At 60.8% G+C, this 17,377-nt stretch carries 16 protein-coding genes; 10 read left to right on the forward strand and 6 right to left on the reverse strand.

The annotated features are described in order from the left end of the window. Positions 1-55 precede the first annotated feature (55 nt). The 3 genes from DSM14862_RS00555 (at position 56) to DSM14862_RS00565 (ending at position 3,922) form a co-directional block, all read left to right on the forward strand. Entirely contained in the window at positions 56-754 is a 699-nt protein-coding gene (locus DSM14862_RS00555) for a uroporphyrinogen-III synthase (protein WP_040700397.1), read from the forward strand. 71 nt (positions 755-825) lie between these two features. After that, a complete protein-coding gene (locus DSM14862_RS00560; RefSeq protein WP_007118446.1) occupies positions 826-2,406 on the forward strand; it encodes a hypothetical protein in 1,581 nt (526 codons plus the stop codon). A gap of 10 nt (positions 2,407-2,416) precedes the next feature. After that, complete coding sequence (locus tag DSM14862_RS00565) at positions 2,417-3,922, forward strand: heme biosynthesis protein HemY (RefSeq protein WP_007118447.1); 1,506 nt, start codon at positions 2,417-2,419, stop codon at positions 3,920-3,922. Here DSM14862_RS00565 and DSM14862_RS00570 read toward each other — a convergent pair. The 5 genes from DSM14862_RS00570 to DSM14862_RS00590 all read right to left on the reverse strand — a co-directional run bounded on the left by DSM14862_RS00570 (position 3,912) and on the right by DSM14862_RS00590 (position 8,882). Further along, entirely contained in the window at positions 3,912-4,361 is a 450-nt protein-coding gene (locus tag DSM14862_RS00570) for a GNAT family N-acetyltransferase (protein ID WP_007118448.1), read from the reverse strand. The genes DSM14862_RS00565 and DSM14862_RS00570 overlap by 11 nt on opposite strands. Positions 4,362-4,404: 43 nt before the next feature. Continuing rightward, a complete protein-coding gene (gene nadC, locus DSM14862_RS00575) occupies positions 4,405-5,250 on the reverse strand; it encodes a carboxylating nicotinate-nucleotide diphosphorylase (RefSeq protein ID WP_007118449.1) in 846 nt (281 codons plus the stop codon). After that, positions 5,247-6,809, reverse strand: a complete 1,563-nt coding sequence (locus DSM14862_RS00580) for an L-aspartate oxidase (protein WP_007118450.1) — start codon at positions 6,807-6,809, stop codon at positions 5,247-5,249. Before DSM14862_RS00580 ends, nadC begins: the two co-directional genes overlap by 4 nt. A gap of 12 nt (positions 6,810-6,821) precedes the next feature. Beyond that, positions 6,822-7,874 carry a quinolinate synthase NadA gene (nadA, locus tag DSM14862_RS00585; protein ID WP_007118451.1) on the reverse strand — a complete coding sequence of 351 codons (1,053 nt, stop codon included), beginning with the start codon at positions 7,872-7,874 and terminating at the stop codon, positions 6,822-6,824. Positions 7,875-8,009: 135 nt separating this feature from the next. Beyond that, positions 8,010-8,882 carry a MurR/RpiR family transcriptional regulator gene (locus DSM14862_RS00590; protein WP_007118452.1) on the reverse strand — a complete coding sequence of 291 codons (873 nt, stop codon included), beginning with the start codon at positions 8,880-8,882 and terminating at the stop codon, positions 8,010-8,012. Positions 8,883-9,022: 140 nt separating this feature from the next. Here DSM14862_RS00590 and DSM14862_RS00595 point away from each other — a divergent pair, with 140 nt between their 5' ends. Genes DSM14862_RS00595 through DSM14862_RS00625 form a run of 7 tightly spaced genes read left to right on the forward strand, consistent with a single transcriptional unit; the run spans position 9,023 to position 16,706 of the window. Next, the gene (locus tag DSM14862_RS00595) at positions 9,023-9,781 is read left to right on the forward strand and encodes an N-formylglutamate amidohydrolase (RefSeq protein WP_007118453.1); all 759 of its coding nucleotides are present in this window, start codon (positions 9,023-9,025) and stop codon (positions 9,779-9,781) included. Continuing rightward, positions 9,778-10,344 carry a TRAP transporter small permease subunit gene (locus DSM14862_RS00600; protein ID WP_007118454.1) on the forward strand — a complete coding sequence of 189 codons (567 nt, stop codon included), beginning with the start codon at positions 9,778-9,780 and terminating at the stop codon, positions 10,342-10,344. Before DSM14862_RS00595 ends, DSM14862_RS00600 begins: the two co-directional genes overlap by 4 nt. Beyond that, the gene (locus DSM14862_RS00605; RefSeq protein ID WP_007118455.1) at positions 10,344-11,669 is read left to right on the forward strand and encodes a TRAP transporter large permease; all 1,326 of its coding nucleotides are present in this window, start codon (positions 10,344-10,346) and stop codon (positions 11,667-11,669) included. The genes DSM14862_RS00600 and DSM14862_RS00605 overlap by 1 nt, the downstream gene beginning before the upstream one ends. A gap of 50 nt (positions 11,670-11,719) precedes the next feature. Then, positions 11,720-12,757 carry a TRAP transporter substrate-binding protein gene (locus DSM14862_RS00610; protein ID WP_007118456.1) on the forward strand — a complete coding sequence of 346 codons (1,038 nt, stop codon included), beginning with the start codon at positions 11,720-11,722 and terminating at the stop codon, positions 12,755-12,757. Positions 12,758-12,816: 59 nt separating this feature from the next. After that, positions 12,817-14,181: a glutamine synthetase family protein gene (locus DSM14862_RS00615; RefSeq protein WP_007118457.1), complete on the forward strand. Its 1,365-nt coding sequence runs from the start codon at positions 12,817-12,819 to the stop codon at positions 14,179-14,181. Positions 14,182-14,183: 2 nt separating this feature from the next. Next, entirely contained in the window at positions 14,184-15,557 is a 1,374-nt protein-coding gene (locus DSM14862_RS00620; protein ID WP_007118458.1) for an aldehyde dehydrogenase family protein, read from the forward strand. A 3-nt stretch (positions 15,558-15,560) separates the two neighbouring features. Then, positions 15,561-16,706: an iron-containing alcohol dehydrogenase gene (locus DSM14862_RS00625; protein ID WP_007118459.1), complete on the forward strand. Its 1,146-nt coding sequence runs from the start codon at positions 15,561-15,563 to the stop codon at positions 16,704-16,706. Positions 16,707-16,768: 62 nt separating this feature from the next. Here DSM14862_RS00625 and DSM14862_RS00630 read toward each other — a convergent pair whose 3' ends face one another. Next, positions 16,769-17,242 carry a c-type cytochrome gene (locus tag DSM14862_RS00630; protein WP_007118460.1) on the reverse strand — a complete coding sequence of 158 codons (474 nt, stop codon included), beginning with the start codon at positions 17,240-17,242 and terminating at the stop codon, positions 16,769-16,771. Between the last annotated feature and the right edge of the window lie 135 nt (positions 17,243-17,377).

The raw sequence follows: 17,377 nt of genomic DNA on the forward strand, positions 1-17,377 counted from the left end.
CACCTGTACCGCAGGTAACACCGCTGTCACGCGCAAACAATGCCGGAGCCTTGCGATGCCGCAGCCAAGATTGCTTCTGACCCGCCCCCAGCCCGGTGCCGCGCAGTTTCTTGAGCGTCTCTCACCCGCTCTGCGGACAGGGGCCGTGATCTCTCCGCTGATCGAGATTGTTCCAACTGGCGCGCTTGTTGATCTTGCGGCATTTGCCGGGGTGATCTTCACTTCTGCCAATGGCGTGGCCCATGCGCCTCAAGGAGGTGGAATGCCTGCCTATTGTGTTGGACCACAAACCACCGAGGCGGCGGGCAAGGCAGGTTGGCAGGCGCAAATGGCCGGACTGGATGCCAAAGCGATGATCGCGACCCTCTCAGGGCGCACAGAAATCGGGCCGCTATTGCACCTTGCGGGGCGTCATCGGCGCGGCGATGTTGCTGGAATTTTAAACGCTTCGGGTCTGACCACCGAAGTCGCAACGGTCTATGAGCAGCACCTGTTACCGCTCACGGCAGAGGCGCAAACGCTGCTAAAAGGCTCTGACCCCGTTCTTGTGCCGCTCTTTTCACCCCGCAGCGCGCAGCACTTTGCGCGTGAGGCTGGCCATACACAGAGCGTTATCGCCGTGTCGATCAGCCATGCCGCAGCTCGAGCGCTTGAAGGCCTGCCGCTCTACGCGCATGATGTCGCAGCAGAACCGACTGGCGAAGCTATGGCAAAGACCGTTGAAAAACTCTTTCGCCGCACCACCTTGCCTTGAGGGGCATAGGTATGCCGGGTAAGCTCGCCTCTGCGAGCGAATGACAGGTTCAGAATCGAAAGGCGGACGGCGTGGCGAAACCTAAAAAGACGGTCAGCAAGAGCGAAGCGGACAAGACCACAGCCGATCAGACGCCATCTGTGGCGGATAAGGCGACATCAGAAGCGAATGCGAGCGCTTCTGAGACTGGCGCAACCACTGGCAAAAGCGGAAATGATGTGAAGCCGGGTATCGACAAACCCGAAGCGGCGAAGCCTGAAGTGGGCAAGACTGAAGTGGGCAAGACTGACAGTACCACGCCCAAGCCCGCAGACACCGACCCATCGAAACCGACCGCAGCAAGCGCGACACCAAAGTCTGAGCCCTTCAAAGCTGGGTCTACAAGCTCCGAGACTAAAGCGCTCGAAAAGGACGTAAAACCGCTCTCAAACGCCGCGTCCGCCAAAGATACGAAAACCGCACCTGCGGTTGCAAAGGATGACGCAAAGACCAGTTCGGGCGTCACGCCACCGAAAGATAAACCGTCTTTTGACCCTGCGCCGTCACGTGCGTCTGCCGCAGCGACGAACACCAGCGCCAACACGTCCAAGCCCACATCCGGCAAGCCTGAGAAATCAACCACAGCCACAAGCACACCCAAACCAACCCCGGCCCCAGAACCCGCCCCGAAAGAGCGCAAACGCAGCGTCTTTTTCCCGATGGTATTGGGTGGCGTGATCGCCGCAGGATTGGGTTTCGCGGCCTCGGAATACGATGTTCTGGGCACACGCGCGCAAAGCGCCGCTGAATTGCAAAGCGCTATGGAAGCACAGCAGGCCCGCATTGCTGATCTGGAAGCCCGCGCAGAAGAGCCTGCCGCGCTGCCAGAGAACCTGCCGCAGGTGGATGCCCTGAGTGAAGAGCTATCCACAGCACGCGAAGAGTTAACTGCTGCACGCGAAGAGTTTTCAGCGCTTCAGAGCCAACTGGCCGAACTCGACAGTCGCCTCACCACGGTTGAGAAACAGCCCGTAAGCGGGGGTGAAAACGAAGTCGCAATCGCGGCATTTGAACGCGAGATGGAAGCCCTGCGCGCGTCGGTCGCTGAACAGCGGAGCGAAGTCGAGAGCCTTCTTGATAACGCACAAAACGCCGAAGAGGCGACAGCCGCAGCAGCCGTGTCTGCCCGCGCTCAAACCGCGATGACCCAGATCAACACCGCGATCAGCGCCGGACGGCCCTATGAGGCCGCGCTCGCCGAATTGCAGGCCGCCGGGGTTGAGGACATTCCCCAACCGCTCACCGACACTGCTACGGGTGGTGTTGTGACCCTCGCCAACCTTCAAGCGCGCTATCCTGATGCGGCGCGCCAAGCGCTGGCCACCGCCCGCGCCGCTGTGCCGGATGATGGCGAGGGCAGCTTTGGCAGTTTCTTAAAACGCCAGCTTGGTGCCCGGTCGGTCGCCCCACGTGATGGGGCGGACCCGGATGCTGTCCTATCTCGCGCCGAAGCCGCTGTGCGCGATGGCCGCTTAACCGATGCACTGGCCGAGATCGACACGCTGCCCGCACCGGCGCAGGATGCAATGGCGGAATGGCTTGTCGATGCCCGCGCGCGTCAAGCGGCAGAAACCGCCGCTGATGAACTCTCCCAACGCCTGACGGCCAACTGAGGAACGAAAAATGCTTTGGTCTCTTATTAAAATCGTTCTTTTCGTCGTGCTTGTCGCTGCTTTGGCATGGGGCGCGGGTTTCTTGCTGGAAAGCCAAGGCGGCATTCAGCTGACCGTCGCAGGCACCGAATACACCCTCGGGCCGCTGCAATCAGTCATCGCTGTGCTGCTGCTGATGTTTGCTGTCTGGGTGCTGCTCAAGATCGTCGCGTTGCTGTCGGCCACGTGGCATTTCCTAAATGGCGACGAGACTGCTTTGTCGCGTTATTTTGACCGCAACCGCGAGCGGAAGGGGTATGAAGCGCTGTCGGATGGGTTGATGGCGCTGGCCAGTGGCGAAGGACAGGTCGCGATGGCCAAGGCCGCCAAGGCCGACCGCTACCTCAAGCGCCCGGCTCTGACGAATCTGCTGACGGCCCAGGCCGCTGAACTCGCAGGCGATCGCCGGAAGGCCGAACGGACCTATCGCAAGCTGGTCGAAGATGAGAAGACTCGTTTTGTCGGCGTGCGCGGCATCATGAAGCAAAAGCTGGCCGACGGGGATACAGAGACAGCGTTGAAGCTGGCTGAGAAGGCGTTTGCGCTGAAGCCAAAGCATGAAGAAACCGGCGACACGCTGCTCAAGCTGCAGGCCGACAAACATGACTGGACTGGCGCGCGCCAGACGCTGCAAGCCAAATACAAAAACGGCCATCTGCCGCGTGATGTGCACAAACGCCGCGATGCGGTGCTGGCACTGTCTGAAGCCCGCGAAGTCATTGCTGAAGGCAACAGCATCGAGGCGCGCGAAGCCGCGATCGAAGCCAACCGCTTGTCCCCCGATCTGGTGCCTGCCGCCGTGATGGCCGCGCGCAGCTATATCGCGCAGGACAAACCGCGCTATGCCTCGAAAGTGCTGCAAAAGGCGTGGAGCGTGCATCCGCACCCCGACCTTGCCGCCGCCTTTGCCGAGGTTCAGCCGGACGAGACCCCGCAGCAGCGGATCAAACGGTTCCGCGCGCTGACCAAATCGCAGCCCGATCATCCCGAAACCAAGATGCTGCTGGCCGAATTGCACATCGCCAACGAAGATTTCCCCGAAGCGCGCCGTGCGCTTGGCAATCTTGTTGAAACCGACCCTTCCGCGCGTTCCGTCACGCTGATGGCCGCGATTGAGCGGGGCGAAGGCGCGTCTGATACGGTCGTGAAAGGCTGGCTGACACGCGCACTGAATGTCTCACGCGGGCCGCAGTGGATCTGTGAAAATTGTCATCACATCCATGCCGAATGGAAGCCGATCTGCGAGAACTGCAAAAGCTTTGACACATTGGAATGGAAGACCCCGCCGTTGTCCGAAGTTGCCATGCCGAGCGGCGTGCAAATGCTGCCTCTGATCGTCGGCACCCCAGAGACGACGCCAGCAGAAGGCGCGCTCGCAACGCGGACCGACGATATCGAAGAGGCGGAATTGGTGACGGACCCAGACGAGCCCACCAATTCCGACGCTTCGAAAAGGGCGCCGGACCCTACAGCTTGATGTCGTAGGTGACCCAGTTGGTCCGCGTGGCCAGCTTGTCGTAAACCCCACGGCCGCGGTAATTATCCTCGGCCGTGATCCAGCGCACAAGGCTCCAGCCGCGTTTCTGGGCGATCTTTTTCACCTCCCCGATCAGCGCGTCGGCAGCGCCGCTGCCGCGGGCTTGGGGGTCTACAAAGAGATCGTCGAGGAAACAGCCCGTCGCCGCCGCCAGTGGCCGCGCGAAATGCCGGAAATGGGTCAGGCCGATTACACGGCCCTCGGCATCTTCGCAGACCAGCCCTTCGACCTCGGTCAGCGGGTCGTGCAGCCAAGACCAGACCCGCGCCCGCATCTCTGGCGTCTGCTCGACTTTGTAAAACGCGGCATACCCTTGATAGAGCCGCTCCCAATCTGCGCGGTCATGGTCTCTCACGTTTCGGATTGTAAGGTCGGACATGGCGGGCTCCCTTCGCTGCTGCGCGATCTTTGCCCCAGTTGGTTCAGAAATCCAGCCCAAGGTCGAGCGTTGTTGCAGAATGTGTCAGCGCACCCATGGAGATATAGTTGACCCCAGTCGCCGCGACCTCAGCAATGCGCGGTAGCGTCATATTGCCCGACGCTTCAAGCACGATGCGCCCGTTGGCGATTTCCACGGCCCGAAGCAGCGTCTTTGTGTCCATGTTATCCAGAAGCACCACATCCGCGCCGCCTTCGTCCAAGACCTCTTCCAGCTGCGCCAGCGTGTCGACTTCGATCTCGACCCGGATCATATGCGAGGCGTTGGATTTCACCGCCTGCAAAACGGGCCGGATGCCCCCGGCGGCGGCGATGTGGTTGTCCTTGATCAGGATCGCATCCGAGAGGGAAAAGCGGTGATTGAACCCGCCGCCATGCAGTACCGCCTGTTTTTCCACCATCCGCAGCCCCGGCGTGGTCTTGCGGGTGCAGGTGATGCGGGTCTCGGTGCCCTTGGTCTCGGCGACGCAAGCCGCGGTAAGCGTGGCGATGCCCGACAGCCGCCCGGCAAAGTTCAGCGCCACACGTTCAGCGGAAAGGATCGCAGCGGCAGAGCCTTCGATCTCCATCAGCGTGTCGCCTTTGGCGATTTCGCTTCCGTCTTCTTTCAGCGTGCGAACCTCAAGCGATGGATCAACAAGGTGAAACGCCAGCCGCGCGATCTGCATGCCAGAAACGACGCCCTCTGCGCGCGCACGGAGCTTGGCGGTATAGGTTGTCCCCTCGGGGATCACGCTGCGCGTGGTGACATCGCCATAGGTGCCGAGGTCTTCCATCAGCGCGGCGCGGACCAGCGGCTCTAGGATCAGGTCGGGCAGGGCGGTTGTCATGCGGGGAGTTCCTCAAGGTTGGAGCGGAATGCAGCGGCCTCGGCCAGCGTCAGGAAACTGCGCGCGGCCTCGTCCAGCGTCTCGGGGTAATCGATGCGGCAATGTGCGCCACGGCTTTCGCGGCGCGCAAGGGCAGCGGCGGCGATCAGCGTGGCCGTGGCGGTCATGTTTTGCAGCTGTGCGCAGTTGGGCTGCATGGCTTCGATCTGGGCGATGGTGGCAAGGGCGCATTGCAGCCCCGCCGCATCGCGCAGAACGCCGACATGGGACGTCATGGTCTGGCGCAACTGGGTAACGAGGGCTTCATCGGGTGTTTCGCCAGCGTCGAGGTCTGGCAGGGTCACGGCGTCGCTATCACCCGCGCTGCACTCTTCAAGCATGTCCTGCGCCGCGCGGCGGGCAAACACCAGCGCTTCGAGCAGCCCGTTCGACGCCAAGCGGTTCGCGCCATGCAACCCGGTTGAAGACGCCTCCCCACAGACCCAGAGCCCTGCGAGGCTGGACCGTCCTTGCGCATCGGTCGCGACACCGCCCATATGGTAATGCGCAGCGGCGGCCACCGGGATCGGTTGCGCCACAGGGTCAATGCCATTGCGCGCGCATGCAGCGGCGACGGCGGGATAGTCGGTCATCACCGCAGCCCCCAAGGCTGCGCGGGTATCGAGCATGGGGCGCAGCCCCGCTTGCGTTTGGGCAAAGATCGCACGGGCCACGATGTCGCGCGGGGCGAGTTCGGCGAGCGGGTGCACGTCAGCCATGAACCGCGCGCCCTCGCGGTTGATCAAATGCGCCCCGGCGCCGCGCAGGGCTTCGGTAGCCAGCGGTGCCGGGTCTTCGCCGCAGTCGATGGCGGTGGGGTGGAATTGCACGAACTCGGCATCGGCGATGAGCGCGCCAGCGCGGGCGGCCATGCCGATCACCTGCCCGCGAATGCGGGCCGGGTTGGTCGTCAGCGCATAAAGCCCGCCCGAGCCGCCGCCCGCCAACAACACCCCCGCGCCACGCAGCATGACGGGGGCGGAGCCTTCGGGCCGGGCCAATTCGATCTCAACGCCGGTCACCTTGGTGCCATCGCTGTCCAAACCACGGGCCAGCACGCCCTCAAGCACTTGGATCGACGGCGTGTCGCGGACCCGCTCAATCAAGGCGCGCATGATCTCGGCCCCGGCCTGATCGCCCTGCACCCGCACGACACGGGCAAAGCTATGCGCCGCCTCGCGGGACATGACATAGCCGCCGTCGGCGCTGCGGTCGAAGGCGGTGCCAAAGTCGGTTAGGGCCAAGATATGGGCACGGGCCTCTTCGGTCACAGTCGCGGCGACGCGAGCCTCGACCGTGCCCGCACCGGCAGCGATGGTGTCTAACGCGTGGGCCTCTGGGCTATCGGCCTGCGCCATGGCGGCGGCCACACCGCCCTGCGCCCAAGCGGAACTGGCCCCCGACCCGAGCGTGTCAGGCGAGATCAGCACAACCGGACGCGGCGCAAGACAGAGCGCGGCATAGAGCGCGCCCAGCCCGGCCCCAACGATGATGATCCTGCCGGTTGTGATGTCTTGCACGGGGCGCGGCCCTTACAGGCCGAGTTCGCGGGAGAGATCGATCATCCGCTGCACCGCCACGCGCGCCTTGGCGGCCACTTCAGCCTCAACTTCAACCGCGCCGGACATGGTGTGCAGTGACCACAGCACTTTCTCCAACGTGATCTTTTTCATGTAGGGGCACATGTTGCAGGGGCCGACGAAATCGACCTCGGGGAGCTCATCGGCAATGTTCGACGCCATGGAGCATTCGGTGACCAGCATCGCTTTGGCGGGTTTTTCGCGGTGAACATAGTCGATGATCCCGCTGGTGGAGCCTGAGAAATCCGCTTCGGCCACCACATCTGGCGGGCATTCGGGATGCGCGATGATGCGGGTGTCGGGGTTCCACTCGCGGTAGTCTGCGATGTCTTTCGCGGTATAGCGTTCGTGCACGATGCAGGCGCCATCCCACCAGACGATCCGCTTTTGCGGCACCAGTTTGGCGATGTTCTGGGCGAGGTATTTGTCCGGCGTCATGATCACCGTGTCGCTCTCCATCGCTGCAACGATCTGCGCCGCGTTCGACGATGTGCAGCAGATGTCAGACGCGGCTTTCACCTCGGCTGTGGTGTTCACATAGGTCACCACTGGCGCGCCGGGATATTGCGCTCGCATCTGCGCCACCCCTTCGGCGGTGATGCTTTCGGCGAGCGAGCAGCCCGCTTCCATATCGGGGATCAACACGGTCTTCGACGGGTTCAGAATTTTCGATGTTTCGGCCATGAAATGCACGCCGCATTGCACAATCACATCGGCCTCGACCTCGGTCGCTTTGATCGCCAGTTGCAGGCTGTCGCCGACGAAATCTGCAATGCCGTGATAGATATCAGGCGTCATGTAATTATGCGCGAGGATCACCGCGTTGCGCTCTTTTTTCAGCTTGTTGATCGCGGCGACATAGGGCGCGTGAATGGCCCAATCGGGGGGTGAAACGACGCGGTCCATCTTGGCATAGAGATCGGCCATTTCAGCGGCCAACGCAGGCGATGGCGCGAGGTCATAATGGCGCTCAAGCTCGCTGGGCGAAAAGATTTCATCACGCATGGTCGGTCCCCCTCCGGCCTTGGCGCGTGTCACGGCACCGCGCTGGACACCACACCCGGCGGTTTGGCCATAGACGACTGGGGGCAGGTGGGCAAGCCGATACCCTTTATGGCAAGGGCTTTCACTCGGTGGGGATCAAGTGAACTTGCGGAACAATCGGGTCTGGTCGAACATCTCTTCCAGCCGTTCTGCCCGTTCTTTGGTGTCGGCCCAATTGATGTCCTGCATGGAGGAGATCACACTCTCTACCAGCAGCAGCGTCGCTGCGGCACTGTCCCATGCCGAGGGCGCGACGATGCGGCTGGAGAAACAGATATCGGCCAGGCTGTGCACGGGTGAGCGCCATTGATCTGTGAACAGAATGATTTTCGCCCCCCGCGCATGGGCCATTTCCGCCAGTTTCAGCGTGTTATTCTCATAGCGACGCACGTCGAAGATGACGAAGACATCGCCTTCGCCTACGTCCAACAGGTAATGCGGCCATGCGTTGGAGGTAGACTGGATATGGGTCACTTTTGGGCGGATGATCTGGGCGTGCAGGAATAGATATTCCGCCATCGTGTGCGTGATACGCCCGCCGACGATATAAAGCGGATGCTTTGTGTCCGCGATCATCGCGCAGGCGCGGTCAAAGGTGGCGGGTTCAATCTGGCCCAGCGTATGGCGGATGTTGTCGATCACCGCGTCGGTGAACCGGTTGAGCACATGGCCCGACGGCGCACCTTCGGCCCATGTGTCATGTTTGGCGATGGGGTTCTTGGCCTTGGCCTTCAATTCCTCGCGCAGCTCGTTCTGGAACTCCGGGTAGCCCTTGAAACCCAGCTTTTGCACCATCCGCGCCACGGTGGGAGTCGAGACATTGGCGTCCTTGGCGAGTGCGGTCAGCGGGCCGAGGCCGGAGGCGGGGTAGTTTTCGAGAATCGAATGGGCCAACTGCCGTTCGGCGCGGGTCAAACGGTCCAGTTCTTGCTGGATGCGGTCGGAAATCGTCAGTGCCGGTTCAGCCATGGGCGCCTCTCTTTTGACGAGTAATAGCACAAACTGCGCGAGGGTGTAATAAATCCGACATAATTTTGTTGACAGACGCGACCGTCCGCAGGAGGTTCGATGCAACACAGGGGGATCGTGTGCCGGGGAAAAGCAACGCAATGCAGGAGGCCGTTGAGGTGATCAACGCAGGCGCCAAGGCGTCAGTGGTGTTGGTCTGTGAGCATGCGTCCCGTGATATTCCTGCGCAGTTTGAAGATCTTGGCCTCGATGCCGCAGCTCGGGAAAGCCATGTCGCATGGGACCCCGGCGCGTTGAGTGTTGCGCGTCGAATGTCGGATGAATTGGATGCCGTGCTGGTCGCAGGCCGCGTCTCGCGGTTGGTCTACGACTGCAACCGCCCGCCAGAAGCGCCCGGCGCGATGCCTGCGCAAAGCGAGATTTTCGCGATCCCCGGCAATGCGACACTCGACGAGGCAGCCCGCGCCGAACGGGTAAAGCGCTACTACGAGCCGTTCCGCGCCACGCTTGCCGCCACGATCAAGCGGGTTGATGCGCCGGTGATCGTCACCGTGCACAGTTTCACACCGATCTATCACGGTAAGCCCCGCGCGGTGGAGATTGGTATTCTGCATGACAGCGATACCCGCTTGGCTGATGCAATGCTCGCCGTCGCAGCAGATCACACCGACCTCAAGGTCGAGCGCAACGAACCCTATGGCCCCCAAGACGGCGTGACCCATACGCTGAAAGAACATGGTTTGGTGCATGGCCATCCGCATGTCATGTTGGAAATCCGCAATGACCTGATCACAACCGAGGCCGAGCAGCAGCAGATGGGCGAGGTGATCAGCAACTGGCTGCGCGCCGCGCTTGAGCGGCCCGAAATGAGTGACGCGATGAAGGACGCCAGACCATGAGATTCATGCGGGGCTATATCCGGCGCATCGATGCGATGAACCGGCGGATCGGGCGGATCATGATGTATGGCATCTTTGCCCTGATGGGGGTGCTTTTGTGGTCCACCGTCAGCAAGGCGTTCTTCGTCCCGTCTCTTTGGACGCTGGAAATGGCGCAGTTTGTGATGGTGGGCTATTACATCTTGGGCGGGCCCTATTCGATCCAACTGGGATCGAACGTGCGGATGGACCTGCTCTATGGTGATTGGTCGCTGCGCCGGAAGGCTTGGTTTGACCTCATTACCGTATTCTTCCTGATCTTCTATCTCTGCGTGCTGCTCTATGGTGCAATCAGCTCGACGGCCTATTCACTGGGATACTGGGGGACCGAGCCGTTCAGCTTCTTTAGCGGTCTGGTCACCGGCGCTGAAGAGATCGGCCATATGGAGAAATCCAGCTCCGCCTGGCGGCCCTATCTATGGCCCATCAAGGTTGTGATGATCGTCGGTATCTTTTTGATGCTGCTGCAATGTCTGTCCGAGCTGTTGAAAGACGTGCTGCGGCTCAAGGGTGAGGCCATCTGATGTCTTATGAAATGATCGCGACATTGATGTTCTCGTCGATGATGTTGATGCTGTTAACGGGCCAGCGTGTGTTCGGGGCGATTGGCTTTATCGCTGTGGTCTCGGCGCTGCTGCTCTGGGGCGACAAGGGCGGCTATGACATCGGCTTTGCCGCCGCGATGAAGCTGATGAAATGGTATCCGCTGCTGACCCTGCCGATGTTCATTTTCATGGGCTATGTGCTGAGCGAGAGCCGCATTGCAGATGATCTTTACAAGATGTTCCACGTCTGGATGGGCGGCGTACGCGGCGGGCTGGCGATTGGGACGATCGGGTTGATGGTGCTGATCTCGGCCATGAACGGGCTAAGCGTGGCGGGTATGGCGATTGGCTCGACCATCGCGCTGCCGGAACTGCTGAAACGCGGATATGACAAAAGGATGGTGACGGGGGTGATCCAAGCGGGGTCGAGCCTTGGCATCCTGGTGCCGCCCTCGGTCGTGCTGGTGCTTTACGCGATGATCGCGCGGCAGCCGGTGGGCCAGTTGTGGTTGGCGGGCGTCATTCCGGGGCTCATGATGGCTGCGATGTTCATCGCTTATATCGTGATCCGCTGTCGTATGAACCCAGAGCTTGGCCCCGTGCTATCGGCTGAGGATCGCGACATTCCCCGCGCCGAGAAGTTGCGGCTGCTGCGGGCGGGTATCCTGCCTTTGGTGATCTTTGCCGTGATGATGGTGCCGTTTGTGCGCGGCTGGACCAGTCTCGTAGAAAGCTCTGCCATTGGGGCAGGCGCGGCCTTCCTTGCTGCCGTGCTCAAGGGCCGTATGACGCGCGAAGTTTTCGAGAACTCGGTGCGCAATACGTTGGGCATCACCTGCATGTTCATGTGGATCATTCTCGCAGCCCTCGCCTTTGGCGCGGTCTTTGACGGGCTGGGCGCGGTCAAGGCGATTGAGAGCCTCTTTACCGAGAAGATGAACCTGAGCCCGTGGATGATCTTGATCATGATGCAACTCAGCTTCATCATCATGGGCACCTTCCTTGATGACACCGCGATGCTGGTCATCGTGGCGCCACTCTATGTGCCTTTGGTCGGTGCGCTGGGCTTTGATCTGATCTGGTATGGTATCCTTTATACGATCACCACGCAGATCGCCTATATGACGCCGCCGTTTGGCTATAACCTGTTTTTGATGCGCGCCATGGCTCCGCCAGAGATTACCCTGCGCGACATCTATGCATCGATTACGCCCTTCGTGCTGGTGATGGTCTTGGCGCTGATACTTGTCATGGTCTTCCCACAGATCGCGACATGGCTGCCCGATTATATCTACGACAAATAACAATGAGAGCCGCGAAAAGACGGCCTGATATTTCAACAAAGGAGAGACGTATGACCACTCGCAGAAAGTTTCTAAAAGGGGCCGCCGTTGCCGCCCCAGCGGCCCTCGCCGCGCCGTCCATTGTCCATGCCCAAGCGCCGATCAAATGGCGCCTGCAGACATATGCGGGCGCCGCATTGGGTGAGCAGGTGACCAAGCCTGCCGTCGACTACATCAACGCCGCCGCCAATGGCGAGATGGAGATTGAACTGTTCTACGCCGACCAGATCGTCCCCACCGGCGAGCTGTTCCAAGCCATGCAGCGCGGCACCATCGACATGGTGCATTCCGATGATGACAGTATGGCCTCCCCCACGCCACTGCAGCAGTTCGGCGGCTACTTCCCCTTTGCCACCAAGCACATCCTCGACGTGCCGGTGCTGTTCAATCAATATGGTCTGGCCGATATCTGGCGCGAAGAATACGCCAAGGTTGGCGTTGAGTGGCTGTCGGCTGCGGGCCAAGACCCCTGTAACTTCAACACCACCAAAGAGATCAAGTCGGTCGCCGATCTGGACGGGCTGAAGCTCTATACCTTCCCCACTGCGGGCCGCTTCTTGTCGAAGTTCGGCGTGGTGCCGGTGAACATTCCTTACGAGGACGCCGAAGTTGCCGTGCAGACAGGCGAATTGGACGGCATGGCGTGGTCCGGTATCACCGAAGACTACACCGTCGGCTGGGCCGATGTGACCGACTACTTCCTGACCAACAACATCTCGGGCGCTTGGATCGGGTCGTTCTTCGTGAACCAGCAGCAGTGGGCCGATCTTCCGGATCACCTCAAGCAGTTGGTCATGGCGGGGATTGAGGCGGGCCACACCTACCGCAACCAGTGGTACTGGGGCGGCGAGGCGCGTCTGCGCGCACAGGGTGATAAGCTCAAGCTTAGCACCGTACCTGCCGACGAATGGGCCGAGGTCGAAGATGCGGCCAAGGAGTTCTGGACAGAGATCGCCGAAGAAGGCGAAGTGCACGCCAAGATCGTGCAGATCTTCCGCGACTATAACGACGTCATCAACAAAGCCGGTCCGCCCTATACAAACGGCTGAACCGACAACCGGGGGCGCGCTGCCTGCGCCCCCGCCTTACCTCTTGAAGTGGACTGAACATGCCCGGCACCCTGACATTCGATGCGCTGAAGAAAATGGTCAAAGACGGCTCGGTGGATACCGTCCTTGCCTGCCTTGTGGACATGCAGGGCCGGCTGATGGGCAAGCGTTTCCACGCCGTGAACTTCGTTGAGACCTCTTACAAAGAGACCCATTGCTGCAATTACCTGCTGGCGACGGACCTTGTGATGTCCACGCCTGAGGGCTTTGCCTCGACCTCATGGGAAACGGGTTACGGCGACTATGTGATGCAGCCTGACCTTGAGACCATCCGCCCGGTGCCGTGGCTCGAAGGGACCGTGATGGTGCTTTGCGACGTGCTCGACCATGACACCCATTCCCCGGTGCCCCATTCCCCCCGCGCCATGCTGAAAAAGCAGATCGCCCGGCTGAAAGAGCTGGGCTTTGACGCGATGATGGCCACCGAATTGGAGTTCTTTCTGTTTGAGCAGAGCTTTGACGCGCTGCGCAAAGATGGCTACCGCAACCTCGTGCCGTTCAGCGGCTACAACGAGGATTACAACATCTTCCAGACCACCAAAGAAGAGAACGTGATGCGCCCCGTGCGCAACCACCTCTTTGCTGCAGGTCTGCCGATTGAGAATTCCAAAGGCGAGGCCGAGGCGGGGCAGGAAGAGCTTAACATCCGCTATTCCCCGGCCCTCGACTGCGCCGACTACCACACAATCGCGAAACACGCGGTCAAGGAAATCGCATGGCAACAGGGGCAGGCGGCAAGCTTCTTGCCCAAGTGGGACAAGGACCGGGTCGGCTCCTCCAGCCATGTGCATCAGTCGCTGTGGAAAGACGGTAAGCCGATGTTCGTCGATTCCAACGATGAACTGGGCATGTCCGACCTGATGCGCCACTATATGGCCGGTCTGATCGCCTACGCGCCGGAATACACCTATTTCCTCGCGCCCTATATCAACAGCTACAAGCGTTTCGCCAAAGGCACCTTTGCACCGACCAAGACTGTTTGGTCGGTCGACAACCGCACCGCGGGTTTCCGCCTGTGCGGGGCAGGGACCAAGGGCGTGCGTGTCGAATGCCGTATTGGCGGATCGGATCTAAACCCTTATCTGGCGCAGGCGGTCATGCTGGCCGCCGGGATCAAAGGGATCGAAGACAAGATGGAGCTGGCCCCGCCCACACGCGGCGATGCCTACGGTGAAAGCAAAGCCGTCGATATCCCCCAGACCCTGCGTGCAGCAACCGAGACCCTGCGCGGCTCGACGTTCTTGCGCGAGGTGTTGGGCGACGATGTAGTGACCCATTACACCCGCGCGGCGGAATGGGAGCAGGAAGAATATGACCGGGTGGTGACCGATTGGGAAATCGCCCGCGGCTTTGAAAGGGCCTGAGAATGACGACGGTAAAATGTATCTCTCCGATTGACGGTTCGGTCTATGCGGAACGTGAAACCCTAAGCAACGATGCTGCGCTTGAGGCTGTTGCCCGCGCTCGCAACGCGCAAAAGGCATGGGCCGCGCGGCCCTTGCAGGAACGCGTTGATCTGGTGATGGGCGCGTTGAAAGAGATTGAGAATTCGACCGACCGGATGACCACCGAGCTGGCCCACCAGATGGGCCGCCCGGTGCGCTATGGCGGCGAGTTTGGTGGCTTGCAGGAACGTACCAGCCACATGGCCAAAATCGCTGCCGATGCGCTCGCGCCGACGGTGATCGAAGACAGCGCCGCCTTTAGCCGCAAAATCATGCGCGAGCCGCATGGCGTGGTCTTTGTCGTGGCGCCGTGGAACTACCCCTATATGACCGCGAACAACACCATCGCGCCTGCGCTGATTGCAGGCAATTCGGTGATCTTAAAACACGCCTCGCAGACCATTTTGGTCGGTGAACATCTGGCCGATGCCTACCGCGCCGCTGGCGTGCCAGAAGATGTGTTCCAGAACGTTGTGCTGAGCCATGACACCACATCAGCGTTGATCGCCGACAATGCGTTCGATTTCGTCAACTTCACCGGCTCAGTCGGCGGCGGTCAGGCGATGGAGCGCGCGGCGGCTGGCACATTCACAGGCGTCGCGACCGAGCTGGGTGGCAAAGACCCGGCCTATGTCCGCGCGGATGCCAACCTTGATGCCGCCGTCGATGGTGTGATGGACGGCGCGATGTTCAACGCGGGTCAGTGCTGCTGCGGGATCGAGCGGATCTATGTACACGAAAGCCTCTATGACGCTTTCGTTGAAAAGGCTGTGGCTTGGGTGAACAACCTCAACCTCGGCAACCCGTTGGAAGAAGCCACGACGCTCGGCCCGATGGCCAATGTCCGCTTTGCCAATGAGGTCCGCGCGCAGATTGACGAAGCGCTGGCCGATGGCGCCAAGGCCCATATCGAAAAGATGCCCGCCGATGATGGCGGTGCTTACCTAACGCCGCAGATCCTCACGAATGTGACTCACGAGATGCGCGTCATGCGTGACGAAAGCTTTGGTCCCGTGGTTGGCATCATGCCGGTGAAGGACGACGAAGAAGCCATCGCGCTGATGAACGACTGCCAATTCGGCCTGACCGCTGCGATCTTCACCGCCGATGCCGAGGCCGCCGATGCCATCGGTCAGCGGTTGGAGACCGGCACCGTCTTCATGAACCGCGCCGACTACCTCGACCCGGCACTGTGCTGGACCGGTTGCAAGCAAACCGGGCGCGGTGCGGGACTGTCTGAACTGGGCTATCACGCGCTGACACGCCCCAAATCCTACCACCTCAAGAAAGCCTGAGACATGTCCCTGACTGCCAATTGGTCTTACCCCACCGCCATCCGTTTCGGCGCGGGCCGCATTGCCGAAATCGCTGAGGCCTGCGCCGCCGCTGGCATCAAAAAACCGCTTCTGGTCACCGACAAGGGGCTCGCCTATCTGCCGATCACCCAAGCCACGCTGGACCTGATGGAAGCTGCGGGCCTCGGCCGCGCGATGTTCTCAGATGTTGACCCGAACCCGACTGAAGTAAACGCCGAAGCAGGCATCAAGGTCTACCGCGACGGCGGCCATGACGGTGTGATCGCTTTCGGCGGCGGCTCGGGCCTTGATCTGGGCAAGGTCATCGCCTTCATGTCCGGCCAAACCCGCCCGCTGTGGGATTTTGAGGATATCGGCGATTGGTGGACCCGCGCCGATGCGGACGGTATCGCGCCCATCGTGGCCGTGCCGACGACAGCTGGTACGGGATCGGAAGTGGGTCGCGCCAGCGTCATCACCAATTCCCAGACCCATGAGAAAAAGATCATCTTCCACCCGAAAATGCTGCCCGCCGTCGTGATCTGCGACCCAGAGCTGACCGTCGGCATGCCGCCGATGATCACCGCAGGCACCGGGATGGACGCGTTCGCCCATTGTCTGGAGGCCTTCTGCTCGCCGCATTACCACCCGATGAGCCAAGGCATGGCGCTGGAAGGGATGCGTCTGGTCAAAGAATATCTGCCCCGCGCCTATGCCGATGGCAGTGACCTTGAGGCGCGCGGCCATATGATGTCCGCCGCCGCCATGGGCGCCACGGCGTTCCAAAAGGGTCTGGGCGCGATCCATGCCATCAGCCACCCGATTGGCGCGGTGCATCACACGCACCATGGCACCACCAATGCGGTCGTCATGCAGCCCGTCCTGCGCATGAACCGCCCCGCGATCGAAGAGCGTCTGACCAAGGCGGCGGCCTATCTTGATATCGTCGGCGGCTTTGACGGCTTCTACGATTTCGTGGGCAAGCTGAACGCAGAGTTGAACATCCCCAGCTCGCTGACGGCTCTTGGCGTGACCGATCCCAACATCGATGCGCTGGTAGCCTCGGCCCTCCAAGACCCAAGCTGCGGCGGCAACCCGATTGAACTGACGAAAGAGAATGTCACGCAGCTGCTGCGCGACTGCCTTTAAAACGCAAAACGGGGGGCCGGATTATCGGCCCCCCGTTCTTTAGCATTAAGTGAACTGCCAGTTTACTCAGTCGCTTCGGCTTTTTCCATATCCGCTTCGGTAACCTCAGGCCCGACCGACACCAGATAGGTCCAGACGTTCTTGGCGTCTTCCTCGTCTTTCAAACGGTAAGACATCTTGGATTTGGCGCGGTTTGTGTCGAGATAGCTGGCCAAAAACTTCTTCGGATCGGCGACGTAGCCGGTGAAATCCTCTTCATTCCACGCCAGACCAGCTTCGCCCGCCTCAACGATGGAATCGCCATAGCGGTAGTCTTCGACCGACCCGGCCACGCGGTTATAGATCCCATAAAGGTTCGGCCCGGTGCGGCCGCCTTTTTGGATGTCGTTGCCCTCATCATCTTGGATCATGTGGCAGCTTTTACATTTACGAAAGACCTTTTCCCCGGCTTCGGCATCACCGGTGGCATGACCTTCCGCCCAAAGGGGCGTGGCCCCAAGGCAAATGGCAAAGATCGACGCGATACGCATATTCATTTTAAGTTCCTCCAGCTTTCCGATCCGAAACTAGCGTTCGGGGCGGTGGGGTAAAGGTCTAGCGCTGCGCCAAAAGGTAGCATGAACGCGCCGCGGCCCGGTTAGCGGTTGAGACTATGGGGGATTCCTCCGATA

The sequence above is a fragment of the Sulfitobacter indolifex genome, from assembly GCF_022788655.1.
GTDB lineage: Bacteria > Pseudomonadota > Alphaproteobacteria > Rhodobacterales > Rhodobacteraceae > Sulfitobacter > Sulfitobacter indolifex.

Bases quoted from the DNA above. Each gene is read 5' to 3' on its own strand.
- DSM14862_RS00620 (WP_007118458.1), top strand. From the start codon at position 14,184: ATGACGACGGTAAAATGTATCTCTCCGATTGACGGTTCGGTCTATGCG.
- nadA (WP_007118451.1), bottom strand. From the start codon at position 7,874: ATGCGTGATGAAATCTTTTCGCCCAGCGAGCTTGAGCGCCATTATGAC.
- DSM14862_RS00610 (WP_007118456.1), top strand. From the start codon at position 11,720: ATGACCACTCGCAGAAAGTTTCTAAAAGGGGCCGCCGTTGCCGCCCCA.
- DSM14862_RS00565 (WP_007118447.1), top strand. From the start codon at position 2,417: ATGCTTTGGTCTCTTATTAAAATCGTTCTTTTCGTCGTGCTTGTCGCT.
- nadC (WP_007118449.1), bottom strand. From the start codon at position 5,250: ATGACAACCGCCCTGCCCGACCTGATCCTAGAGCCGCTGGTCCGCGCC.
- DSM14862_RS00595 (WP_007118453.1), top strand. From the start codon at position 9,023: ATGCAGGAGGCCGTTGAGGTGATCAACGCAGGCGCCAAGGCGTCAGTG.
- DSM14862_RS00590 (WP_007118452.1), bottom strand. From the start codon at position 8,882: ATGGCTGAACCGGCACTGACGATTTCCGACCGCATCCAGCAAGAACTG.
- DSM14862_RS00600 (WP_007118454.1), top strand. From the start codon at position 9,778: ATGAGATTCATGCGGGGCTATATCCGGCGCATCGATGCGATGAACCGG.
- DSM14862_RS00570 (WP_007118448.1), bottom strand. From the start codon at position 4,361: ATGTCCGACCTTACAATCCGAAACGTGAGAGACCATGACCGCGCAGAT.
- DSM14862_RS00555 (WP_040700397.1), top strand. From the start codon at position 56: ATGCCGCAGCCAAGATTGCTTCTGACCCGCCCCCAGCCCGGTGCCGCG.
- DSM14862_RS00615 (WP_007118457.1), top strand. From the start codon at position 12,817: ATGCCCGGCACCCTGACATTCGATGCGCTGAAGAAAATGGTCAAAGAC.
- DSM14862_RS00605 (WP_007118455.1), top strand. From the start codon at position 10,344: ATGTCTTATGAAATGATCGCGACATTGATGTTCTCGTCGATGATGTTG.
- DSM14862_RS00630 (WP_007118460.1), bottom strand. From the start codon at position 17,242: ATGAATATGCGTATCGCGTCGATCTTTGCCATTTGCCTTGGGGCCACG.
- DSM14862_RS00625 (WP_007118459.1), top strand. From the start codon at position 15,561: ATGTCCCTGACTGCCAATTGGTCTTACCCCACCGCCATCCGTTTCGGC.